This is a genomic window from Vibrio sp. Vb1018 (assembly GCF_033338775.1).
Classification (GTDB): Bacteria; Pseudomonadota; Gammaproteobacteria; order Enterobacterales; family Vibrionaceae; genus Vibrio; species Vibrio alginolyticus.
Genome location: NZ_JAWOTI010000001.1, coordinates 88,865 through 106,981 on the forward strand (window position 1 = coordinate 88,865; position 18,117 = coordinate 106,981).

Below are 18,117 nucleotides of genomic sequence, written 5' to 3' on the forward strand. Positions count from 1 at the left end.
GTAACAAGGCTTTACTGTTCCCGCAATAAAATCCGCACCTCCATCGATCCGGCGAACACTGGATTTAGATTATGGATATCAAACCATACCGCTTAGCTGCACCTATTTTTATGGTGGCTCTGGTCGCTGCACCAACCTTGGTTAACGCCGCTGGTAAAGAGACGCACGCAGCACAAAATTCCGCATCAAGTGAGCGAGCTTCGACGACCAAGCTTGCCCAACTGATCAACGTCGCTTTGAGTAACGATGGCAATCGTAAGCAATACTCAGCGCAATCTGCTGCCATGCGTGAAACGGGCGTCGCGAGCGCGACCTTGATGGACCCAAAACTGAAAGTGGGTTTTGGTGGCTTGCCTGTCGACAGCTTCAAATTCGATGAAGACCCAATGACCAACATCTCCGTTGGTTTAATGCAACAGTTTGAGCGTGGCTCTACCCTTGATTTGCAACAGAAGAAAGCCAACCAACAAGCTGACGGCCTTGGGATTCAAGTGCATGCTCGTGAGCTTGAGGTAGCCAACAGCATGACTCAACTTTGGTTAGAACTTGGTTACCAGCAACGCGCTGAGCAAATCATGCTTGAGAACCGCAAGTTGATGAAGGAGATGGAAAGCTTTATTCAAACCAACTACTCGATTGGTAAGAGCGAAGCGCAAGATCTGCTTAACGCCCAACTTCAAGTCAGCAAGTTGGATGAGAAACTGCAGGCCAATGCACAAATGCAACGTCGTCTTATCTCTCAACTCTCCGAATGGTTGGGGTCAGATTGGTTGGCGAATGAACAGGCCCTGCATGCGAGCAATCAACTTAATTGGGACACACTGAACAGCAAACTTGCCGCCAGTCAGGGTTCCACCAAGCATTATCAGCAACTCAGCCAACACCCGATGGTTAAGATGGCCGACGTCAGCATTTCTGCCAATAAAACTCAGGTGGAAATTGCTGAGCAAGCCTACAACCCGCAGTTTGGCGTCGAAGTAATGTACGCCTACCGCCAAGCCGACAACATGATGGGTGAACCCGCATCAGACTTGGTCAGCGCTTACCTCACCATGGACATTCCGTTGTTTACGGGTGACCGCCAAGATCGCAATCTCGCGGCCGCTCAATACCAAGTTGGCGCGGCACAATCGCAAAAAGACACCTTACTAACGCAGATGAATGCCAAGGTGAACACTTTGCTGGTTGATCGCGGCAACTTAACCCAACGCTTAGAACGTTATCAATCCACCTTATTGCCTCAAGCGAAAGCGCGCATTCAAGCCGTTGAGCGGGGTTATCAAAACAACACAGCTCAGTTTAACGATGTGATTTCTGCCACGACTGACGAGTTGGCTCTGCAATTAGAGCAACAACGTCTGCTGACCGATCTCAACATCGCAAACAGCAATTTAGCCACCCTACTCGGTGGTTTCGACTATCAAGTGGCTTCACCGGAAGCTCGCTCTATTTCGACATATTAATTTGTGATTCCCCAAGACAGTTGGGGCTACAGCTAGGCGGCAAACGAGAGAATCCCATGAGCATAGATCCTCTATGTGATTTGGGCGAACGAGAGTAGGTAACAACGCTGTAGCGTCAAATGTGAAGGGGAAAATAAGGTAAAACAATGAAAAAATTAAAAATTGCAACCATCGCGCTGATTGTTGGTGGTGCTTTAGGGTTTGGTGCTAATCATTTTCTTACGGGCTCGACTCACGACATGAGTGCGATGGGTGGCGAATCTGCTGCAAGCTCTAATGATCCGCTTTACTGGGTTGCCCCAATGGATCCGAATTACAAACGCGACAAGCCGGGTAAGTCCCCAATGGGCATGGATTTGATTCCTGTTTACGCAGAAGACCTATCCGGTGAACAAGACGCACCGGGTACAGTGACTATTGACCCTTCAGTAGAGAACAACCTCGGGGTTAAAACCGCAAACGCGACACTACAACAGCTATCACCACGCATCGAAACGGTTGGCTATATTGCCTTTGATGAAAGTCTGTTATGGCAAACCAACGTTCGTGTGGCGGGTTGGGTAGAAAAACTCTACATCAATGCCGTGGGTGAGAAAGTGAAGAAAGGCGATGTGCTTTTCACGCTCTACTCTCCAGAACTGGTTAAAGCACAAGAAGAATTGCTGAATGCGTACCGCACTGGCCGCAAAGGTCTGGTAAAAGGCGCGACCGAACGCTTGGTAACGCTTGGTGTTGACCGCGCTCAAATCCAATCCATTACTCGTAGTGGTAAAGCATCGCAAACCATTGAAGTCAAAGCGCCTGCTGATGGTGTTATCGCGAGCTTAAACGTGCGTGAAGGTGGCTATTTGTCCCCTGCTCAAGCGGTGATCAGTGCAGGTCCTTTGGACAATGTTTGGGTTGATGCTGAAGTCTTTGAGCGTCAAGCGCACTGGATGAAAGCGGGTTCTCAAGCCACGATGACCCTTGACGCGATTCCGGGCAATGAATGGCAAGGTGTTGTCGATTACGTGTACCCAATCCTTGATCCGAAAACACGTACGTTGCGTGTGCGCCTTAAATTCCCTAACCCAGATGGCGCATTGAAGCCAAACATGTTCGCCAATATTGCCTTGCAGCCTGTTACTGACGACGCAGTATTAACGATTCCTAAATCATCTGTTATTCGCTCTGGCGGTATGACTCGCGTTGTTCTGGCGGAAGGTGATGGCAAATACCGTTCTGCTCGAATTGAAGTTGGCCGCGAAGCTGGAGAACAAATCGAAGTATTACAAGGGCTTAAGCAAGGCGACAAGATCGTTACTTCATCTCACTTCATGCTCGATTCTGAATCAAGCCAGTCGGCGGATCTGTCTCGCATCAATGGTGTAGAAGCGGCAGTAGAAACGGCATGGGCTAAAGGTGAGATCACGGATGTGATGAAAGATCACCGAATGCTGACCATCAACCACCAACCCGTACCAGAATGGGATTGGCCGGGCATGGTAATGAACTTCACTTTCGCAGATGGCGTTGAGATGGGTGACTTGAAAAAAGGTCAGGCTATCGAATTTGAAATGCAAAAGACGGAGTCCGGTCAGTACCAAATCGTTGACTATAAGGCAGACAACAGCGTCATTGCCGCAGAAGTTTGGCTAACTGGTGACATTAGCATGCTGATGGCTGATTTTGGCATGATCACCTTAAACCACCTACCGGTTGCAGAATGGAACTGGGATGCAGGTGAGATGAACTTCTCTGTGGGTGAAGACGTTGATCTATCGGGTTTTGAAGAAGGACAGAAAGTTCGGTTTCTAGTTGAAAAACAAGGATCTGACTACGTTCTTAAACAGCTAGTTCCTGCAACAACAGCCGTCGAGGGTTAATTATGATCAATGCTATTATTCGTTGGTCACTGAGCAACCGATTCCTAGTGTTGGTCGCGACCTTAGCCCTTGTGTTAGGCGGACTTTACAGTGTAAAGAATACGTCTGTTGATGCGATTCCGGATCTTTCTGATGTGCAAGTGATCATCAAGACAAGCTATCCGGGTCAAGCTCCTCAAGTCGTCGAGGATCAAGTTACTTACCCACTCACCACCGCCATGCTTGCCGTGCCGGGTGCTGAGACGGTTCGTGGCTACTCTTTCTTTGGTGACTCTTACGTTTATATCATTTTCAACGATGATACCGACATGTACTGGGCACGTTCACGCGTGTTGGAGTACTTAAGCCAAGTAGCACCAAAGCTGCCACCGAACGCAAAACCAACCCTAGGTCCTGATGCAACGGGCGTGGGCTGGGTTTACAGCTACGTATTACAAGACAAAACTGGCAAGCATGATTTGGCGGATCTTCGCAGCCTGCAAGACTGGTTCTTGAAGTACGAATTGCAAACCGTTGATGGCGTTTCTGAAGTCGCTACCGTCGGCGGTATGGTGAAGCAGTATCAAGTGCAGATTGATCCTGCCAAGCTGCGTGCTTACAACCTCACTCTGCAACAAGTGAACATGGCAATCCAAAACGGTAACCAAGAAACCGGCGCGTCTGTTATCGAAGTGGCTGAAGCAGAGCACATGGTTCGTACCACGGGTTACCTAACCAGCATTGAAGACATCAAGTCACTGCCTCTCAAAGTCACTGAGAAAGGCACGCCGTTGCTACTAGGGGACATCGCAGACATTAACCTTGGTCCACAAATGCGCCGTGGTATCTCAGAGCTGAATGGCGAAGGTGAAGCGGTCGGTGGCGTTATCGTGATGCGCTTTGGTGAAAACGCCAGTGAAGTGATTGCGAAAGTCAAAGACAAACTCGCAGACCTACAACGCAGCCTGCCAGAAGGCGTGGAAATTGTTGCAACCTACGACCGCTCTACCCTTATCGATTCAGCGGTAGAAAACCTATGGAAGAAGCTTGCAGAAGAGTTCATCGTTGTTGCGATTGTGTGTGCGTTGTTCCTGTTCCACATTCGTTCTTCATTGGTTATCGCTCTGAGCCTACCGGTCGGTATTCTTAGTGCGTTTATCGTGATGCATTGGCAAGGCATCAACGCCAACATCATGTCCCTTGGTGGTATCGCAATTGCCATCGGTGCCATGGTGGATGGTGCAATCGTGATGATTGAAAACGTTCATAAGCACATTGAACGAACGCCACTGACCGATAAAAACCGCTGGCAAGTGATTGGCAAAGCCGCAGAAGAGGTTGGCGCACCGCTGTTCTTCTCGTTGCTGATCATTACTCTTAGCTTCGTACCGGTGTTCGCCTTGGAAGGCCAAGAAGGCAAGATGTTCTCGCCGCTTGCGTTCACTAAGACGTACGCCATGGCAGCGGCAGCAGGTTTGGCAATCACGCTCGTGCCTGTACTTATGGGCTACTTAATTCGCGGTAAGGTGTTACCGGAACACAAAAACCCAGTTAACCGTGGCTTGGTCGCGCTGTACCGCCCGCTGTTGAACACCAGCTTAAAATACCCTAAGACCATGATTGTTATCGCATTAGGTCTAATGGCATCGGCTTACTACCCAACCAGTAAACTGGGTAGCGAGTTCATCCCGCCGCTGGATGAAGGCGACTTGATGTACATGCCAACGACCTATCCGGGTATCTCAATTGGTAAAGCGCGCGAGCTTCTACAACAAACCAACAAGCTGATCAAAACCGTTCCAGAAGTGAAAACCGTATGGGGCAAGATTGGCCGAGCTGAGACCGCAACCGATCCAGCGCCACTCACCATGATTGAAACCGTGATTCAGTTGAAGCCACGCGATCAATGGCGTGAAGGGGTTACAACCGAGTCACTACGCAAAGAGTTCGACAAACTGGTTCAGTTCCCTGGTCTTACTAACGCTTGGGTAATGCCGATCAAAACGCGTATCGACATGCTGGCAACGGGCATTAAAACCCCTATCGGTATCAAGATCGCCGGACCTGATCTGAAAATGATTGAGAAGATCGGTTCTCAGTTGGAACCAATTCTTAATGGCGTTCAGGGTACAGCATCGGTTTACGCAGAACGTGTAGCAGGTGGTCGTTATGTCACGATCGACATTAAACGTCGTGCCGCAGCGCGTTATGGCTTGAGCATCAAAGACGTTCAGCAGGTGATCTCTACTGCGGTGGGCGGCATGAATGTGGGTGAAACCATCGAAGGCTTGGAGCGTTACCCAATCAACGTTCGTTACCCACAAGACTACCGAGATTCAGTGGTTAAACTGCAAAACCTACCATTGGTGACACCAAATGGCGCTCGTATTGCGCTGGCTGACGTAGCGGACATTCGTTACGAAGACGGTCCTCCAATGATCAAGACGGAAAACGCACGTCCAAACGGCTGGGTATTTGTCGACATCGATGGTCGTGACCTTGGCTCTTACGTCGTAGAAGCGCAACAGGTTGTTGCTGATCAATTGGAACTTCCTGCGGGTTACTCACTGGCTTTGTCTGGTCAATACGAATACATGGAGCGTGCGAAAGACCGCTTGAGCGTCGTGGTACCAATCACCATCGCCATCATTATGCTGCTGCTTTACTTCAGCTTCCGTCGCGTTGGCGAAGTGATGATCATCATGCTTACGCTACCACTCGCTATGGTTGGTGGTTTGTGGCTCATGCATATCCTCAACTACAACTTCTCGATTGCCGTTGGGGTCGGCTTTATTGCCCTAGCAGGCGTCGCGGTTGAAATTGGGGTCATCATGCTCGTCTACCTCAACCAAGCGTGGCACTACAAAAAGCTGGATGCGGAAGAGAGCCAACAGAAGCTTGAAGCGAAAGACCTAACTGATGCCATTCGTGAAGGTGCAGGCCTTCGTGTTCGCCCAGTAATGATGACGGTACTGACGGTCATTATTGGTCTGATTCCGATCATGTACGGCAAAGGTACAGGATCAGAAGTAATGCAACGTATCGCCGCGCCAATGATTGGCGGTATGGCATCGGCACTGCTGCTGACACTGTTGGTACTTCCAGCCATCTTCAAGCTGTGGAAACAACGCGAGTTGCGCCAAAGCAATGCAACTAATCACCAAGCTGGCACACAAGCTAGTGATGTAAACAACAACGCTTAATCCCTACCTTCCCCTCAAACATGTCGTTTTGAGGGGAAGCAACCAAGTTATTAATGAATTAAAACAAGGATATGAAAATGAAAAAGACACTAATCACTCTTGCTCTAGCTCTAACAACAACGACTGTGTTTGCGCAAATGGATCATTCAAACATGGACCACGCAAACATGGATCATAGCAACATGAAGCATGAAAATATGGACCACGGCAGCATGAAGATGGACCACAGTAAAATGGACCATTCAAACATGATGGATATGCCGGGCATGTCGACTGTTGGTATGCCAGCAAAAGGGGCAAAGCCAGACAAGGTGGTACACGTTATCTTGGGTGATGACATGACCATCAAGTTCAAGAAAGACGTTAAGATTGAGCCAAACGATGTGGTGCAGTTTGTAGTCATGAACACCGGTAAGATCAACCACGAGTTTACGATTGGTTCGGCTAAAGAGCAGCTAGAACATCGTGAAATGATGAAGACAATGAGCGGCGATCACATGCATGACTCAGGCAACGCAGTTACGGTGGAACCAGGTAAAGCGAAGCAATTACTGTGGCACTTCCACGGTGACAACAAGGTTGAGTTCGCGTGCAACATTCCGGGCCATGCAGAATCGGGCATGGTTAAAAAGATTGAACTGTAAGTAATTATCCAAATAGACAAAGGAGCTGATGATTCAGCTCCTTTTATTTCTGGATCAAACTATTCGTTAGCTCATGATAAGAAATTCTGAGCCAGTGTCTCTCGCTAAGATATTTTTGTGACCGAATCACCGACGTAATATATAAGCCAAACTACGGGCCTTGATAGCAACACTCTTCTCCTCATATTGAGACCGTATTAGCGTATTGCAAAGAATCCTACATAAAATAGACATAGATTTAACAGTGTTTAGAGTATTGGCTCGTTATAGTTTACGTGACATCGCTACCGTGCGAACTAAAACTAAAATTGAAGAACACGATCCATGAAAAAGTTATTTTTGTTGGCTGGGCTAATGGTTTGCTCAACCCTAAGTTACGCGTCCCAACTGAATGAGGACATTTCTCTCCTCGAGCAACAAACCTCAAGCAGAATTGGGGTGTCAGTTTGGGATACCCAAGCAGACGAGCGTTGGGATTACCGCGGCGATGAACGCTTCCCACTCATGAGCACATTCAAAACCCTAGCTTGTGCCAAAATGCTAAGTGATATGGACAGCGGTAAGCTAAGTAAAAATGCGACCGCAAAAGTCGATGAGCGCAGTATTGTTGTATGGTCTCCAGTGATGGATAAGCTCGCAGGCCAAAACACACGCATAGAGCACGCGTGTGAAGCCGCTATGTTAATGAGTGATAATACCGCAGCCAACTTAGTATTAAATGAAATTGGCGGCCCTAAGGCCGTAACAATGTTTCTGCGAACAATTGGAGATAAAGCAACGCGCCTAGACAGAATAGAACCTCGCTTGAACGAAGCCACACCAGGCGACAGCCGCGACACAACCACACCTAACGCCATACTAAACACTCTTCGAACTTTGGTCGAAGGCGAAACGTTGTCTTATGAGTCTCGTGTACAATTAAAAATCTGGATGCAGGACAACAAAGTTTCAGACTCGTTAATGCGTTCTGTATTACCAACAGGTTGGTCTATTGCAGACCGTTCTGGTGCGGGAGGTCATGGTTCGCGTGGCATTAACGCGATTATATGGAAGGAAAATCATCGACCTGTTTACATTAGTATTTATGTCACAGAAACCGAGCTCTCACTTCAAGCTAGGGACCAACTCGTTGCGCAGATAAGTCAGTTGATTTTACAAAAGTACAAAGACAATTAAGTCACCACTCACCTGACCCTATTTGTATCCTTTTCTAGCCCTTCTATTCCAGAAGGGCTCATTCTGTACTTCCATCTTAAAAACACCACTTATTGAGTAATGACTTACTTATAAATAGGTATAAGATTTACTTATTTAGGGTGAGTTAACGCCCACATTAAGCAACCAAATGCACACAAACGGCGATAATTGAACCATACTTTTACCAAGAAGCACATTTTCTACAAAATAGCTTCACGTAATTTATTGTTGGTATTTGCAACATTGCCAAGGAGATGTCTATTGAGACTTGAAAGAACTTTTAACCCTGATGACTTATCGATGCAAAACATGGAAAGTCCGATATGTATGCCGATAGGGTTTGTTCACTTTTTAGCTCAATCGGAAACACTACAGCAAGTACTTGATACGGTGGCAGAATGGATAAATCGTATATTTAATTCTGACCGTGCGAGTATCACACTTTATGAAAACAATGATCATTTAAAGGTCTACTCTTTCTCTGGTAGTAAAGCGATTCCCGCTGAATTTTTAGTGCCCATTCATCAAGCGTTTGTTGGCCGAGTGTTCAAAAAGCAACAACTGATGATCTGCGACGATGTTACGCAATCTGATGAGATCGATTGTGTGATGCTCGCATCCAATGGTATGGGTACGTGTATGGACGCGCCTTTAATGCACGGTAAAGTCTGCCTAGGAACGCTTAATGTTGCGCATCATCAAACGCACATTTACACAAACGAACAAGCGGCACAGCTTCAGTGCATCGCTAATTGGATTGCTTTAAACATTGCCCTTCATATACAGATTATGAAAATGGAACACCTCGCCACGACGGATGATCTAACAGGTATTCCAAACCGCAGAGAGTTCATGCGACAAATCGAAAGCCGCCTAAATGAATACCGAACCCTGGGCATTGACTTCCATGTTGCTATTTTAGATCTCGACAATTTTAAAAGCCTCAATGACCGATTTGGTCATGACGCAGGCGATAAATCACTGATCCATGCAGTCAATACTATTAAAAGTCATCTACTTGATTGTGACTTACTTGCCAGAGTTGGCGGTGAAGAGTTTGCCATCGTATTAAGAAGTCGCTCATCACAGCAAGCTCTAGACACATTAGAAACAATTCGTAATGCACTAGAAACGACGACCGTTCAACATTCAGGTTGTGATATGAGCTTCACCGCGAGTATTGGGGTAACTCAAGTCTGTCGTCTCGACGACTCATTTGAACCATTAGTTAAACGCGCCGACTTAGCACTTTACAAGGCAAAAGAAACTGGAAGAAATCGCGTTGAGTTTCATATTGGTGAAGAAAGGTAGAAAAAATAAAAAAAGGTAGCGACTCATTGCGCTACCTTTTATCGATTCTAACCCGCTTAAAATAACTAGTACGAACTTTAAGCCAGTTAAAAATAAGAGTGAGCAAATTTAATTATGCTTTCTTAAGATCTTTAGCTGGGTAAGTTAGTGTTTTTTCGCCTGCTTTTACATGTGTGTAAAAACCGCCACTGCTTAAACCTGTAACAACCATTTCGCCAAGATCGATACCTTTAGTCGCTACTACTACGTCACCGATTGAAAACATATTGAATACCTTGTTTGTTTAGATTAAGACACTAAGTCGTTGCGCGGTATTTAATACGATATTAGGCAAAGCACCTAATCGAGTTTTTTATCGTAAAGATTAATTTATATTTGTCGTGAACTCTAAGTTTCCACATTGAAAATCACAGGATATTTTCCAAAAAAAGATGCGCTATTCTTGTGAAATACGGTAATATTTTCTAGCATCAAGTGCGGAGGTATTCTCCGCCCTCATTGGAGAAAAATGATGAAGAAAGGCCTAAAAATGCGTGCATTAGAGCGTTCTGATTTGCGCTTTATTCATGAACTGAATAACAACCGAAATATCATGGCCTACTGGTTCGAAGAACCTTACGAGTCTTATGACGAGCTCGAAGAACTTTATCGAAAACATATACATGATGACGCTGAAAGGCGTTTTGTCGTCGAAGATGAAGACGGCATCGTAATTGGCTTAGTTGAGCTGATCGAGATTAACTACATTCACCGCAGCGCGGAATTTCAGATAATCATCGCCCCAGAGCATCAAGGCAGAGGTTATGCGACAGAGATGATTAATCGTGCGTTAGATTACTCATTCTCAATTCTTAATCTACGTAAAATCTACTTATTAGTCGCAGTGGATAACGAAGTCGCTATTCACTTATACAAAAAATGCGGCTTTATCGAAGAAGGTCACCTTGTAGAAGAATACTTTATTAACGGCGCTTACAGCGATGTTAAGCGCATGTATATATTAAAACACCAATACCAGAAAAAGATCGAAGAAAACAACTCAATTCACTAGTTCATTCTATCAAAGTAAAAACGCAGCTATTTGGGCTGCGTTTTTATTTATTCAAATTGATATTGATATGATAATACGATGCGCTTGTCTGCTTCATCCAAATAGGTGTTGTTGTCCATGACAAACGTCATTACGTTAAAAGAGTGGCGTTTGCTCACGAGGTAACCAAGACCAATACCACCAAAGAAGCCTTTGTAGTTCTCTCCTTCACTGTTTTCTGAGCCGTAAGTGCCTGCTGCGAAGCTGATTAACGTCAGCTCTTTGGTAAACGATTTCAGCGCAAATGCACCAACGTAACCGCTACTGCCTGAAGAGCTCATCATATTGAAGCCATTCTCTGCACTTGGCGTACCCGTAAAGTTAGGCTCGCTACAGAGACTACTTTCTGCACCGTCACAAACAGGAACATCACCAGTGTTGTACGTATAGCCTGCCATTGGGAAAATTTGGAAGCCTGCTGGCTCAATCCCGAAATAACTTAGCGGCATAAAGGTACCAACGCTGTAGTTGGTTTGATCCGCGCCGTTTACGTATTCATTTTTACCGAAGTTGAAGTTCACGATACCGACCGGAAACAACCACGAGCCACCAATACGCCACTCGCTCGCATCATCATTGATACGCAGGTTGATTTTGCGCGCTTGGTCAAGCGCAAGTGAGCCCGAGAATGAGATGTTTTGATCATCAAAATCGTAGTTGTTTGCGTATGAGGCGCCAAATTTCGTGATGACTTTTGTTGGGTCATCCGCCAACTTGTTTTTATTGTCTTTTACTCGATGCTCGGCACCATGAGTCAGCGTACTGACCAACAAAGTCGTACACACTAACGCTAGTTTATTTTTCATTTTTTAGTCCTTTGAGATGTTGAATACCCGCACTTAGCTGCGCAGAGACTTTTTGAATCATCACTCACTGGATGTGACAGAAGCGCCCTAACTACCTTAGATGGTGTGACAGCATCCAGTGCAGGTAGTTAGGGTGGAATGGCCTGTAAGGAAGGCGTTTTAGCGATTAGGAATGATTAGTTTTTCCAGTTGTAGCTCATGCTCATGAAGTACAGAGCAGGCTCATCAAAGCCAGCTTGTAAGCGTCGCGTTTCCGACGATTCCATCAAGATCGCTTCCAACGCGAAACCAATTGAGTTTTCTGAATCCAATTTGTAATCAATGCCTGTACCAATGCGGTACGCCTTGCCAGTAGGAACGGTAATGTCACCGTTTGATTGACTTTCATACATGCTGGTATCGAATGCAAAACCTGCATTCCACATCATTTTTTCATTCAGTTTGTACTGAGTACCTAATGCGATTTGGTAAGTGTCTTGTGTCTCTACGTTCAGCGTGGTTGTGTATTCGCTCCAGTCTTGCCAGTTCACGTTCCACATCACCGCTAGGTCATCATTCACTTCGTGGTAAGCACTGAAGATCAGTTGTTGTGGAGCAATGGAGTTACTCTTGTCGAATTCAAATTCGGCTTCAGAAGAGTAAGACAGACCAAGACGCGTGCCTGATGTTGCCTCATAAAGCACACCTACTCGGCCGTTGACCTGAGTATCTTGGTCTTCGTCATTGAAGTTCAAGACTCCCTTCGTTTCCACTTCATACATACCGTACTGAATACCAAGCGCCGCACCCACAGACCAGTGATCATTGATGCGGTAAGAAGCGGAAGGTTGAATGGTTAAGGCTTGCGTCGTTGCTGTAGGAATATCTAAATGATTATCCAAAAGACCTTCGTACTCGAGGCCAAGGCCGTAGTTGCCATACAGACCAATACCCAGCGTCCATTTGTCGTTTACTTGTTGGCTGTAAAATGCCGACGCCATAGGAACAAAACCAATCACGTTGCCCGCATCGCCAGTCATCGTGTCTAGTTGCGCGTCACCGTAAAGGCCAATCAGGTTACCAGAGAAAGATTTACCAGAAACATTCGCCAGACCAGCTGGGTTTGCAGCCATTACTGAGGCATCTTGCGCACGAGCCGCCATACCAGCGGATGCCAAACCAATATCCGATGCTGTAGTTTCGTAAAGGTATAATCCACCCGCTTGCGCAGCAGCACACGTCAGTAGAGAGCTCGCTACGACGATTTTTGAAAGATTTTTCATGCTAAAACCTATTATTGTTAGGGGAACCCACGCTGCGACGGTGGTTGTATATCAATGAAAGGCATTGGCCAATCGTACACAGCGTGGGGGTGTTGTGGAGTCAGTCGGTTGAAATCAGCGTTATTGCTCGCTCACCTCAAGTTCAGTGGGTTTCTTTCGCTTAAACTTCTCGCGCAGAGATTGCATCATCACGAAGAACACTGGCGTCAGTAACGTGCCTACAAACGTAGAGAGAATCATGCCGCCGAATACTGCAAAGCCCAGTGAGTGACGAGATGCCGCACCGGCACCCGATGCAATCACCAACGGGAATACCCCCCAGATGAAGGCGAATGCGGTCATCTGTACTGCACGGAAACGGATTCGAGCAGCTTCTTTGGCAGAATCAATGATGGATAAGCCCTTTTCTTCTCGCAGAACTTTGGCAAATTCCACGATAAGAATCGCCACTTTGGCGGACATACCGATCAAGATGACCACACCAATCTGCACGTACAAGTCGAACGGTTGTCCCACCAGCAGTAGCGTGCCCATTGCGCCGAGAATCGCGACTGGAACCGCCATCATTACCGCAGCAGGAATAGTCCAACTTTCGTACTGAGCCACCAAGAACAAGTAGGTGAACAGCAAAGACAATGCGAACGCGATTGGCGCCATGTTGCCTGCTTTCATCTCTTGGTAAGTCATGCCTGACCACTCGTACGAGTAACCACTTGGCAAAGATTCCGCAGCCAGTTTTTCAATGGCTTTTACAACATCACCCGAGCTGTAACCTGGCGCTGGCGCACCGTTCACGGTTGCAGAACTGAACATGTTGTAGTTCGATAAGGTATCAGGGCCGAAGATCGGCTTCACTTTCACTAGCGTTGCCAGTGACACCATTTTTCCAGAGCTTGAGCGAACAAACAGATGGTCGATGTCGTCGATGTTGTCACGGTATTGCTCTTCTGCTTGCACTTTCACTTGGTACGAACGACCAAACAAGTTGAAGTCAGAAATGTAAGCGCCGCCCAACTGTGCTTGCAGTGTGCTGAAGATTTCATTCAACGGTACGCCCATCGAAATCGCTTTATCGCGGTCAATATCGATGTAACGTTGCGGAATATTCGCACGGAAAATCGAGAACGCACGCGCCACTTCAGGCAGTTGATTGATTTGGCCAACAAAATCAGCGGTTGTTTTTGCCAACTCTTGTGGAGAACGGCCCAAGTTGTCTTGCAGCACAAGGTTGAAACCATCCACCGCACCCATACCTTTGATTGCCGGCGTCGCGAAAACGAACGAAGCGGCATCTGGCGTTGAGTTCAGCATTTGGTTAACTTTATTCATCAATGCGCGTTGGTGTAGCTCAGGGTCTTTACGTTTGCTCCAGTTATCCAGTTTGATGATCAACATGCCCGAGTTTGGAATCGACGCCATGTTAATTACCGAGAAGCCCGCAACCGAAACCACGTTCTCCACACCTTCCATCTGTTTTAGTTCATCAACGTACTTCTTCATTAATGGTGCAGTACGCTGCAATGCTGCTGCGTCTGGCAAACGCATTTCGACCATGAACACGCCTTTATCTTCGTTCGGTACGAAAGAGGAAGGTACGGTCATGAACGCAAACGCCAGCACCGCAATAAGCGCGCCATACACACCGATACTCAGCACAATACGACGGCTCAAGAAGCCAACTAAACCTTGGTATTTGCGCGTTATTGCTTCAAAACCTCGGTTAAACGCACGCAAAGGCGCAATAGGTTGCGAGTGAGTAGATTTCAACATCAACGCACAAAGCGCTGGCGTTAACGTTAATGCGTTGATCGCAGAGATCAGCACCGACACACAGATGGTGACCGCGAACTGGTTGAACATTCGACCAGAAATACCCGGCAATAGCGCAACCGGTACGAATACCGCCAACAAAATAAGCGTCGTTGCCAATACTGGCCCCGTCACTTCTTTCATAGCTTGGATAGTGGCCGGAATCGGGTCTAAATGCTCTTCATGGATAACCCGTTCCACGTTCTCTACCACGATGATCGCATCGTCCACCACGATACCGATGGCGAGGATCAAGCCAAACAACGAGATCGTGTTAATGGTAATGCCCATCACGCCCATGATTGCGAACGTCGCAATGATGGAAACCGGAATCGCTAAGGTTGGAATGATGGTCGCTCGCCAGTTCTGCAAGAAAACGTACACAACGAAGGTGACAAGAAGTACCGCAATCACCAGCGTCTCATACACTTCATCAATCGACGTCTCTACGTATTCGGTAGAGTCATAAGCGATGTCGTAAACCAAATCATCTGGGAACGATTTCTCGTACTCTTTCATGGCCTCTTTCACGCGTTCCATCACGTCTAGCGCGTTCGCTGTCGGCAACTGGTACAATGCCAGAACGGCGGCTGGTTCGTTATTCATACGACCATCAGCTTCGTAACCTTGTGCGCCAACTTCCACACGAGCCACATCTTTCAAGCGAATCAAAGAACCTTTCTTGCTCGCGCGGATGATGATGTTCTCAAACTCTTTCGCAGAAGTAAGGCGGCCTTTGGTTTGCAAAACATATTGATATTGCTGATCACCCGGAGCTGGCATACCACCGATCTTACCCGCCGCCACTTGGATGTTTTGCGTTTTAATTGCGCCAATAACATCGCTAGCAGAAAGCTTCAAGGTGGCCAGTTTATTTGGGTTCAACCAAATACGCATTGAGTAGTCTTTCTTACCCAGCAGCGTAATGTCACTCATACCTTCGATACGTTTTAGACGCTCAACGATATTGAGATCCGCGTAGTTAGAAAGGTAGATACTGTCGTGAGACTGTTTCGGAGAACGCAGTGTGATAACGCCCAGCATGTCGGAAGATTTCTTCTTAACCGTCACACCGATTTGGTTTACTTCTTGTGGTAGAGATGACGTCGCCTGTGCCACCAAGTTGTTCACACGAACCTGCGCCATATCGCCATCTGCGCCCACTCGGAAGTAGATACGCAGTGTGTATGAGCCATCGTTACCAATCACAGAAGACATGTAAATCATGTCTTCAACGCCGTTGACTTTGGCTTCTATCGGTTGTGCTACCGTCTTTTTAACCACGTCCGCGTTTGCACCCGGATACATGGTGCTCACCGTAATTACCGTTGGAGAGATTTGAGGATACTCAGAAATTGGCAAGACTTTCAGGGCGATCATACCCATCAATGTCATCGCCAGTGAGATCACCAAAGCAAACTTCGGCCGGTGAATGAAAAATTTACTTAACATCAGTACTCACTCAGCCTTGTTCACTCTGTAGCTCAACGTCTTTCACCGTTGCACCCGGGCGCACTTTTTGTAGACCATTGACGATGACTTTTTCGTTAGCCGCCAAACCAGTCAGTACAGCACGTTTCACACCGTAGGTCTGACCGAGCTCAACGTTACGACGAGACACCACGTGATCATCACCAACCACCATGACGTAGTCACCCGCTTGGTCTTGCTGAACAGCCACCGATGGGATAAGCAAACCATCAATGGTTTTGTTGCGCAGCTTGATGGTCAAGTTGCCATATTCACCCGGCATAAGCGCGTAAGTTGGGTTATCGAATTGTGCTTCTGCTCGAATTGAGCCTGTTTCTAAATCGATCTTATTACCAACGGCGTAGATCTTGCCATCAAGCGGATACAATGAACCGTCTGAAAGCGTCAGTGTTAAATCAACATCCAGTTTATCATCGTTACGATGAGCCACATCAATCGCACTTCTTACGCGGCGGTAGAGCTTCTCATCCACATCAAAGCCAAAGCGAATTGGGTCTACTTGAGTGATCGAAACAAGAGGAACGAGTTGAATTTTCGAAATACGGTCACCCACTCGGAAGTTGCTGAAACCCACGCGACCAGAGAAAGGAGCACGCACAGAGCTAAATTCAAGATCGAGCCTTGCTGAAACCAGCGTCGCCTTCGCCTCTTCTACCGAAGCAATCGCTGCGGCTTGCGCGGCAATGGCGTCATCGTATTGCTGCTCACTGATGCTTTTATCTTTGATGAGTTTCTTCACACGTTCTGCATCACGCGTAGTTTGAACGAGTTGCGCTTTTGCTTTTTGCAACGACGCTTTTGCATACGCCAGTGCCGCTTTGTAAGGACGGTCGTCGATTTCAAACAACAATTGGCCTTTTTCGACCATATCGCCATCTTTAAAATAAATCGCGGTTAATTCTCCACCGACTCGCGGCATAATATCAACGTCATTTACCGCTTCAGTTCGACCGATAAAAGTATGATAAGGAGTGATTTTTGTTTCGGTTAGGGTAACGGTTTCAACAGAGGGTGCTTGGGCAGTTTTCGTTGCGATATCGCCAGTTTTGCATCCTGTTAGTAATGCAGAAGATATAGCAATAGATACCAACGCAAATTTATATTTGGCTTTCATGATAAACCTACTTTATTTAGAAAGTGCCCTAGCCTAAATATTTAAATATATGGATAAACACACTTTCTATTCTGGAAATAAACGAGGGAGTTAGAATTGGTAGTTAAATTCGATACGGTGATCACCATCACCGAAATTAACGTGATCATTCCAGTTTGCAAAGTAACGAATATTTGCGCGAGGATTAATTTGATAAGACAACGCAAACTCATGAGCCAAGATATTATCTTCACCCGCGTAATAAGTATCTTTATATTGACTAGACCCTGACAATGTATGCATATACATTGGGTTGTAGTTAATCCAGATTTTATCGGTTAATTCAATTTTTGAGTACATACCGACAACGGTGAAAGTACCTGGAATTTCATAACCTTTGTCATCACCACTAAAATCATTAGCAATAGTGACACCCGCACCAGCTAAAGGAAATAGCTGCAACATACCAAACTTAGGTAGACCTTGAATAAAGCTATAAGATGCATCTAATTTATCGTTATCAACGTCGTAGTTTACATCTAATTGACGGCCTAGACCTTTTGCGACTTCTACTTGGAAATTACGTAGTCGGAAAGAGTCAATGCTGTCATCAACGTTGCCATATATTGGATCGTCATTGTCGCGAATGCCAAATAGCTCACCACCAATGCCTTTCATTTCAATGATGTTCATCGCCATGGTACCAGGCTGGCTAGATTGGTAAGTTTGACCGATTTTGATGTTCGCGCCTTTATCAGTAATACCAAAGCCAGCTTGGGTGTATACCGCAAGTGGGTCAGACATATCTTGTAGTTCTTCGTTATTGTTTGTCTGCGCATAGGCAGAAGACGCGAGTTGTAGGGCTGCAACCATAATGGCAACAGACGGTTTCACTAAATTCATA

General features: G+C 46.5%; 13 protein-coding genes. 7 read left to right on the plus strand and 6 right to left on the minus strand.

Annotated features, from left to right (window positions below; genetic code table 11):
- Positions 1–71 precede the first annotated feature (71 nt).
- From R7Z10_RS00370 to R7Z10_RS00395, 6 genes are all read left to right on the plus strand, one after another.
- Positions 72–1,463 (plus strand): TolC family protein, encoded by a 1,392-nt coding sequence (locus R7Z10_RS00370; RefSeq protein ID WP_269334226.1) that lies wholly within the window; start codon positions 72–74, stop codon positions 1,461–1,463.
- Positions 1,464–1,609: 146 nt separating this feature from the next.
- Positions 1,610–3,328 (plus strand): efflux RND transporter periplasmic adaptor subunit, encoded by a 1,719-nt coding sequence (locus R7Z10_RS00375; RefSeq protein ID WP_318103627.1) that lies wholly within the window; start codon positions 1,610–1,612, stop codon positions 3,326–3,328.
- Between the two features lie 2 nt (positions 3,329–3,330).
- Positions 3,331–6,510 (plus strand): efflux RND transporter permease subunit, encoded by a 3,180-nt coding sequence (locus tag R7Z10_RS00380; RefSeq protein WP_318103629.1) that lies wholly within the window; start codon positions 3,331–3,333, stop codon positions 6,508–6,510.
- A 77-nt stretch (positions 6,511–6,587) separates the two neighbouring features.
- Complete coding sequence (locus tag R7Z10_RS00385) at positions 6,588–7,154, plus strand: copper-binding protein (RefSeq protein WP_262659560.1); 567 nt, start codon at positions 6,588–6,590, stop codon at positions 7,152–7,154.
- 324 nt (positions 7,155–7,478) lie between these two features.
- Positions 7,479–8,330, plus strand: coding sequence for a carbenicillin-hydrolyzing class A beta-lactamase CARB-42 (locus R7Z10_RS00390; RefSeq protein ID WP_005375420.1), 852 nt, complete (start codon positions 7,479–7,481; stop codon positions 8,328–8,330).
- Positions 8,331–8,612: 282 nt separating this feature from the next.
- Positions 8,613–9,662 carry a sensor domain-containing diguanylate cyclase gene (locus R7Z10_RS00395; RefSeq protein WP_025998663.1) on the plus strand — a complete coding sequence of 350 codons (1,050 nt, stop codon included), beginning with the start codon at positions 8,613–8,615 and terminating at the stop codon, positions 9,660–9,662.
- A gap of 112 nt (positions 9,663–9,774) precedes the next feature.
- On the opposite strand, the gene R7Z10_RS00400 is transcribed toward R7Z10_RS00395, so the two are convergent.
- On the minus strand, positions 9,775–9,927 hold the full coding sequence (locus R7Z10_RS00400; RefSeq protein ID WP_005375418.1) for a hypothetical protein: 153 nt from the start codon (positions 9,925–9,927) through the stop codon (positions 9,775–9,777).
- Between the two features lie 246 nt (positions 9,928–10,173).
- Here R7Z10_RS00400 and speG point away from each other — a divergent pair, with 246 nt between their 5' ends.
- Entirely contained in the window at positions 10,174–10,713 is a 540-nt protein-coding gene (gene speG / locus R7Z10_RS00405; RefSeq protein ID WP_005375417.1) for a spermidine N1-acetyltransferase, read from the plus strand.
- A 47-nt stretch (positions 10,714–10,760) separates the two neighbouring features.
- On the opposite strand, the gene R7Z10_RS00410 is transcribed toward speG, so the two are convergent.
- The 5 genes from R7Z10_RS00410 to R7Z10_RS00430 form a co-directional block, all read right to left on the minus strand.
- Positions 10,761–11,558: a hypothetical protein gene (locus tag R7Z10_RS00410; protein WP_318103632.1), complete on the minus strand. Its 798-nt coding sequence runs from the start codon at positions 11,556–11,558 to the stop codon at positions 10,761–10,763.
- A 176-nt stretch (positions 11,559–11,734) separates the two neighbouring features.
- Positions 11,735–12,820 (minus strand): outer membrane protein transport protein, encoded by a 1,086-nt coding sequence (locus tag R7Z10_RS00415; RefSeq protein WP_318103634.1) that lies wholly within the window; start codon positions 12,818–12,820, stop codon positions 11,735–11,737.
- Between the two features lie 120 nt (positions 12,821–12,940).
- Positions 12,941–16,081 carry an efflux RND transporter permease subunit VmeQ gene (gene vmeQ / locus R7Z10_RS00420; RefSeq protein ID WP_262659561.1) on the minus strand — a complete coding sequence of 1,047 codons (3,141 nt, stop codon included), beginning with the start codon at positions 16,079–16,081 and terminating at the stop codon, positions 12,941–12,943.
- A gap of 10 nt (positions 16,082–16,091) precedes the next feature.
- Positions 16,092–17,234: an efflux RND transporter periplasmic adaptor subunit VmeP gene (gene vmeP, locus R7Z10_RS00425; RefSeq protein WP_269334221.1), complete on the minus strand. Its 1,143-nt coding sequence runs from the start codon at positions 17,232–17,234 to the stop codon at positions 16,092–16,094.
- A gap of 90 nt (positions 17,235–17,324) precedes the next feature.
- The gene (locus R7Z10_RS00430) at positions 17,325–18,116 is read right to left on the minus strand and encodes a hypothetical protein (RefSeq protein ID WP_213873891.1); all 792 of its coding nucleotides are present in this window, start codon (positions 18,114–18,116) and stop codon (positions 17,325–17,327) included.
- Position 18,117 lies beyond the last annotated feature (1 nt).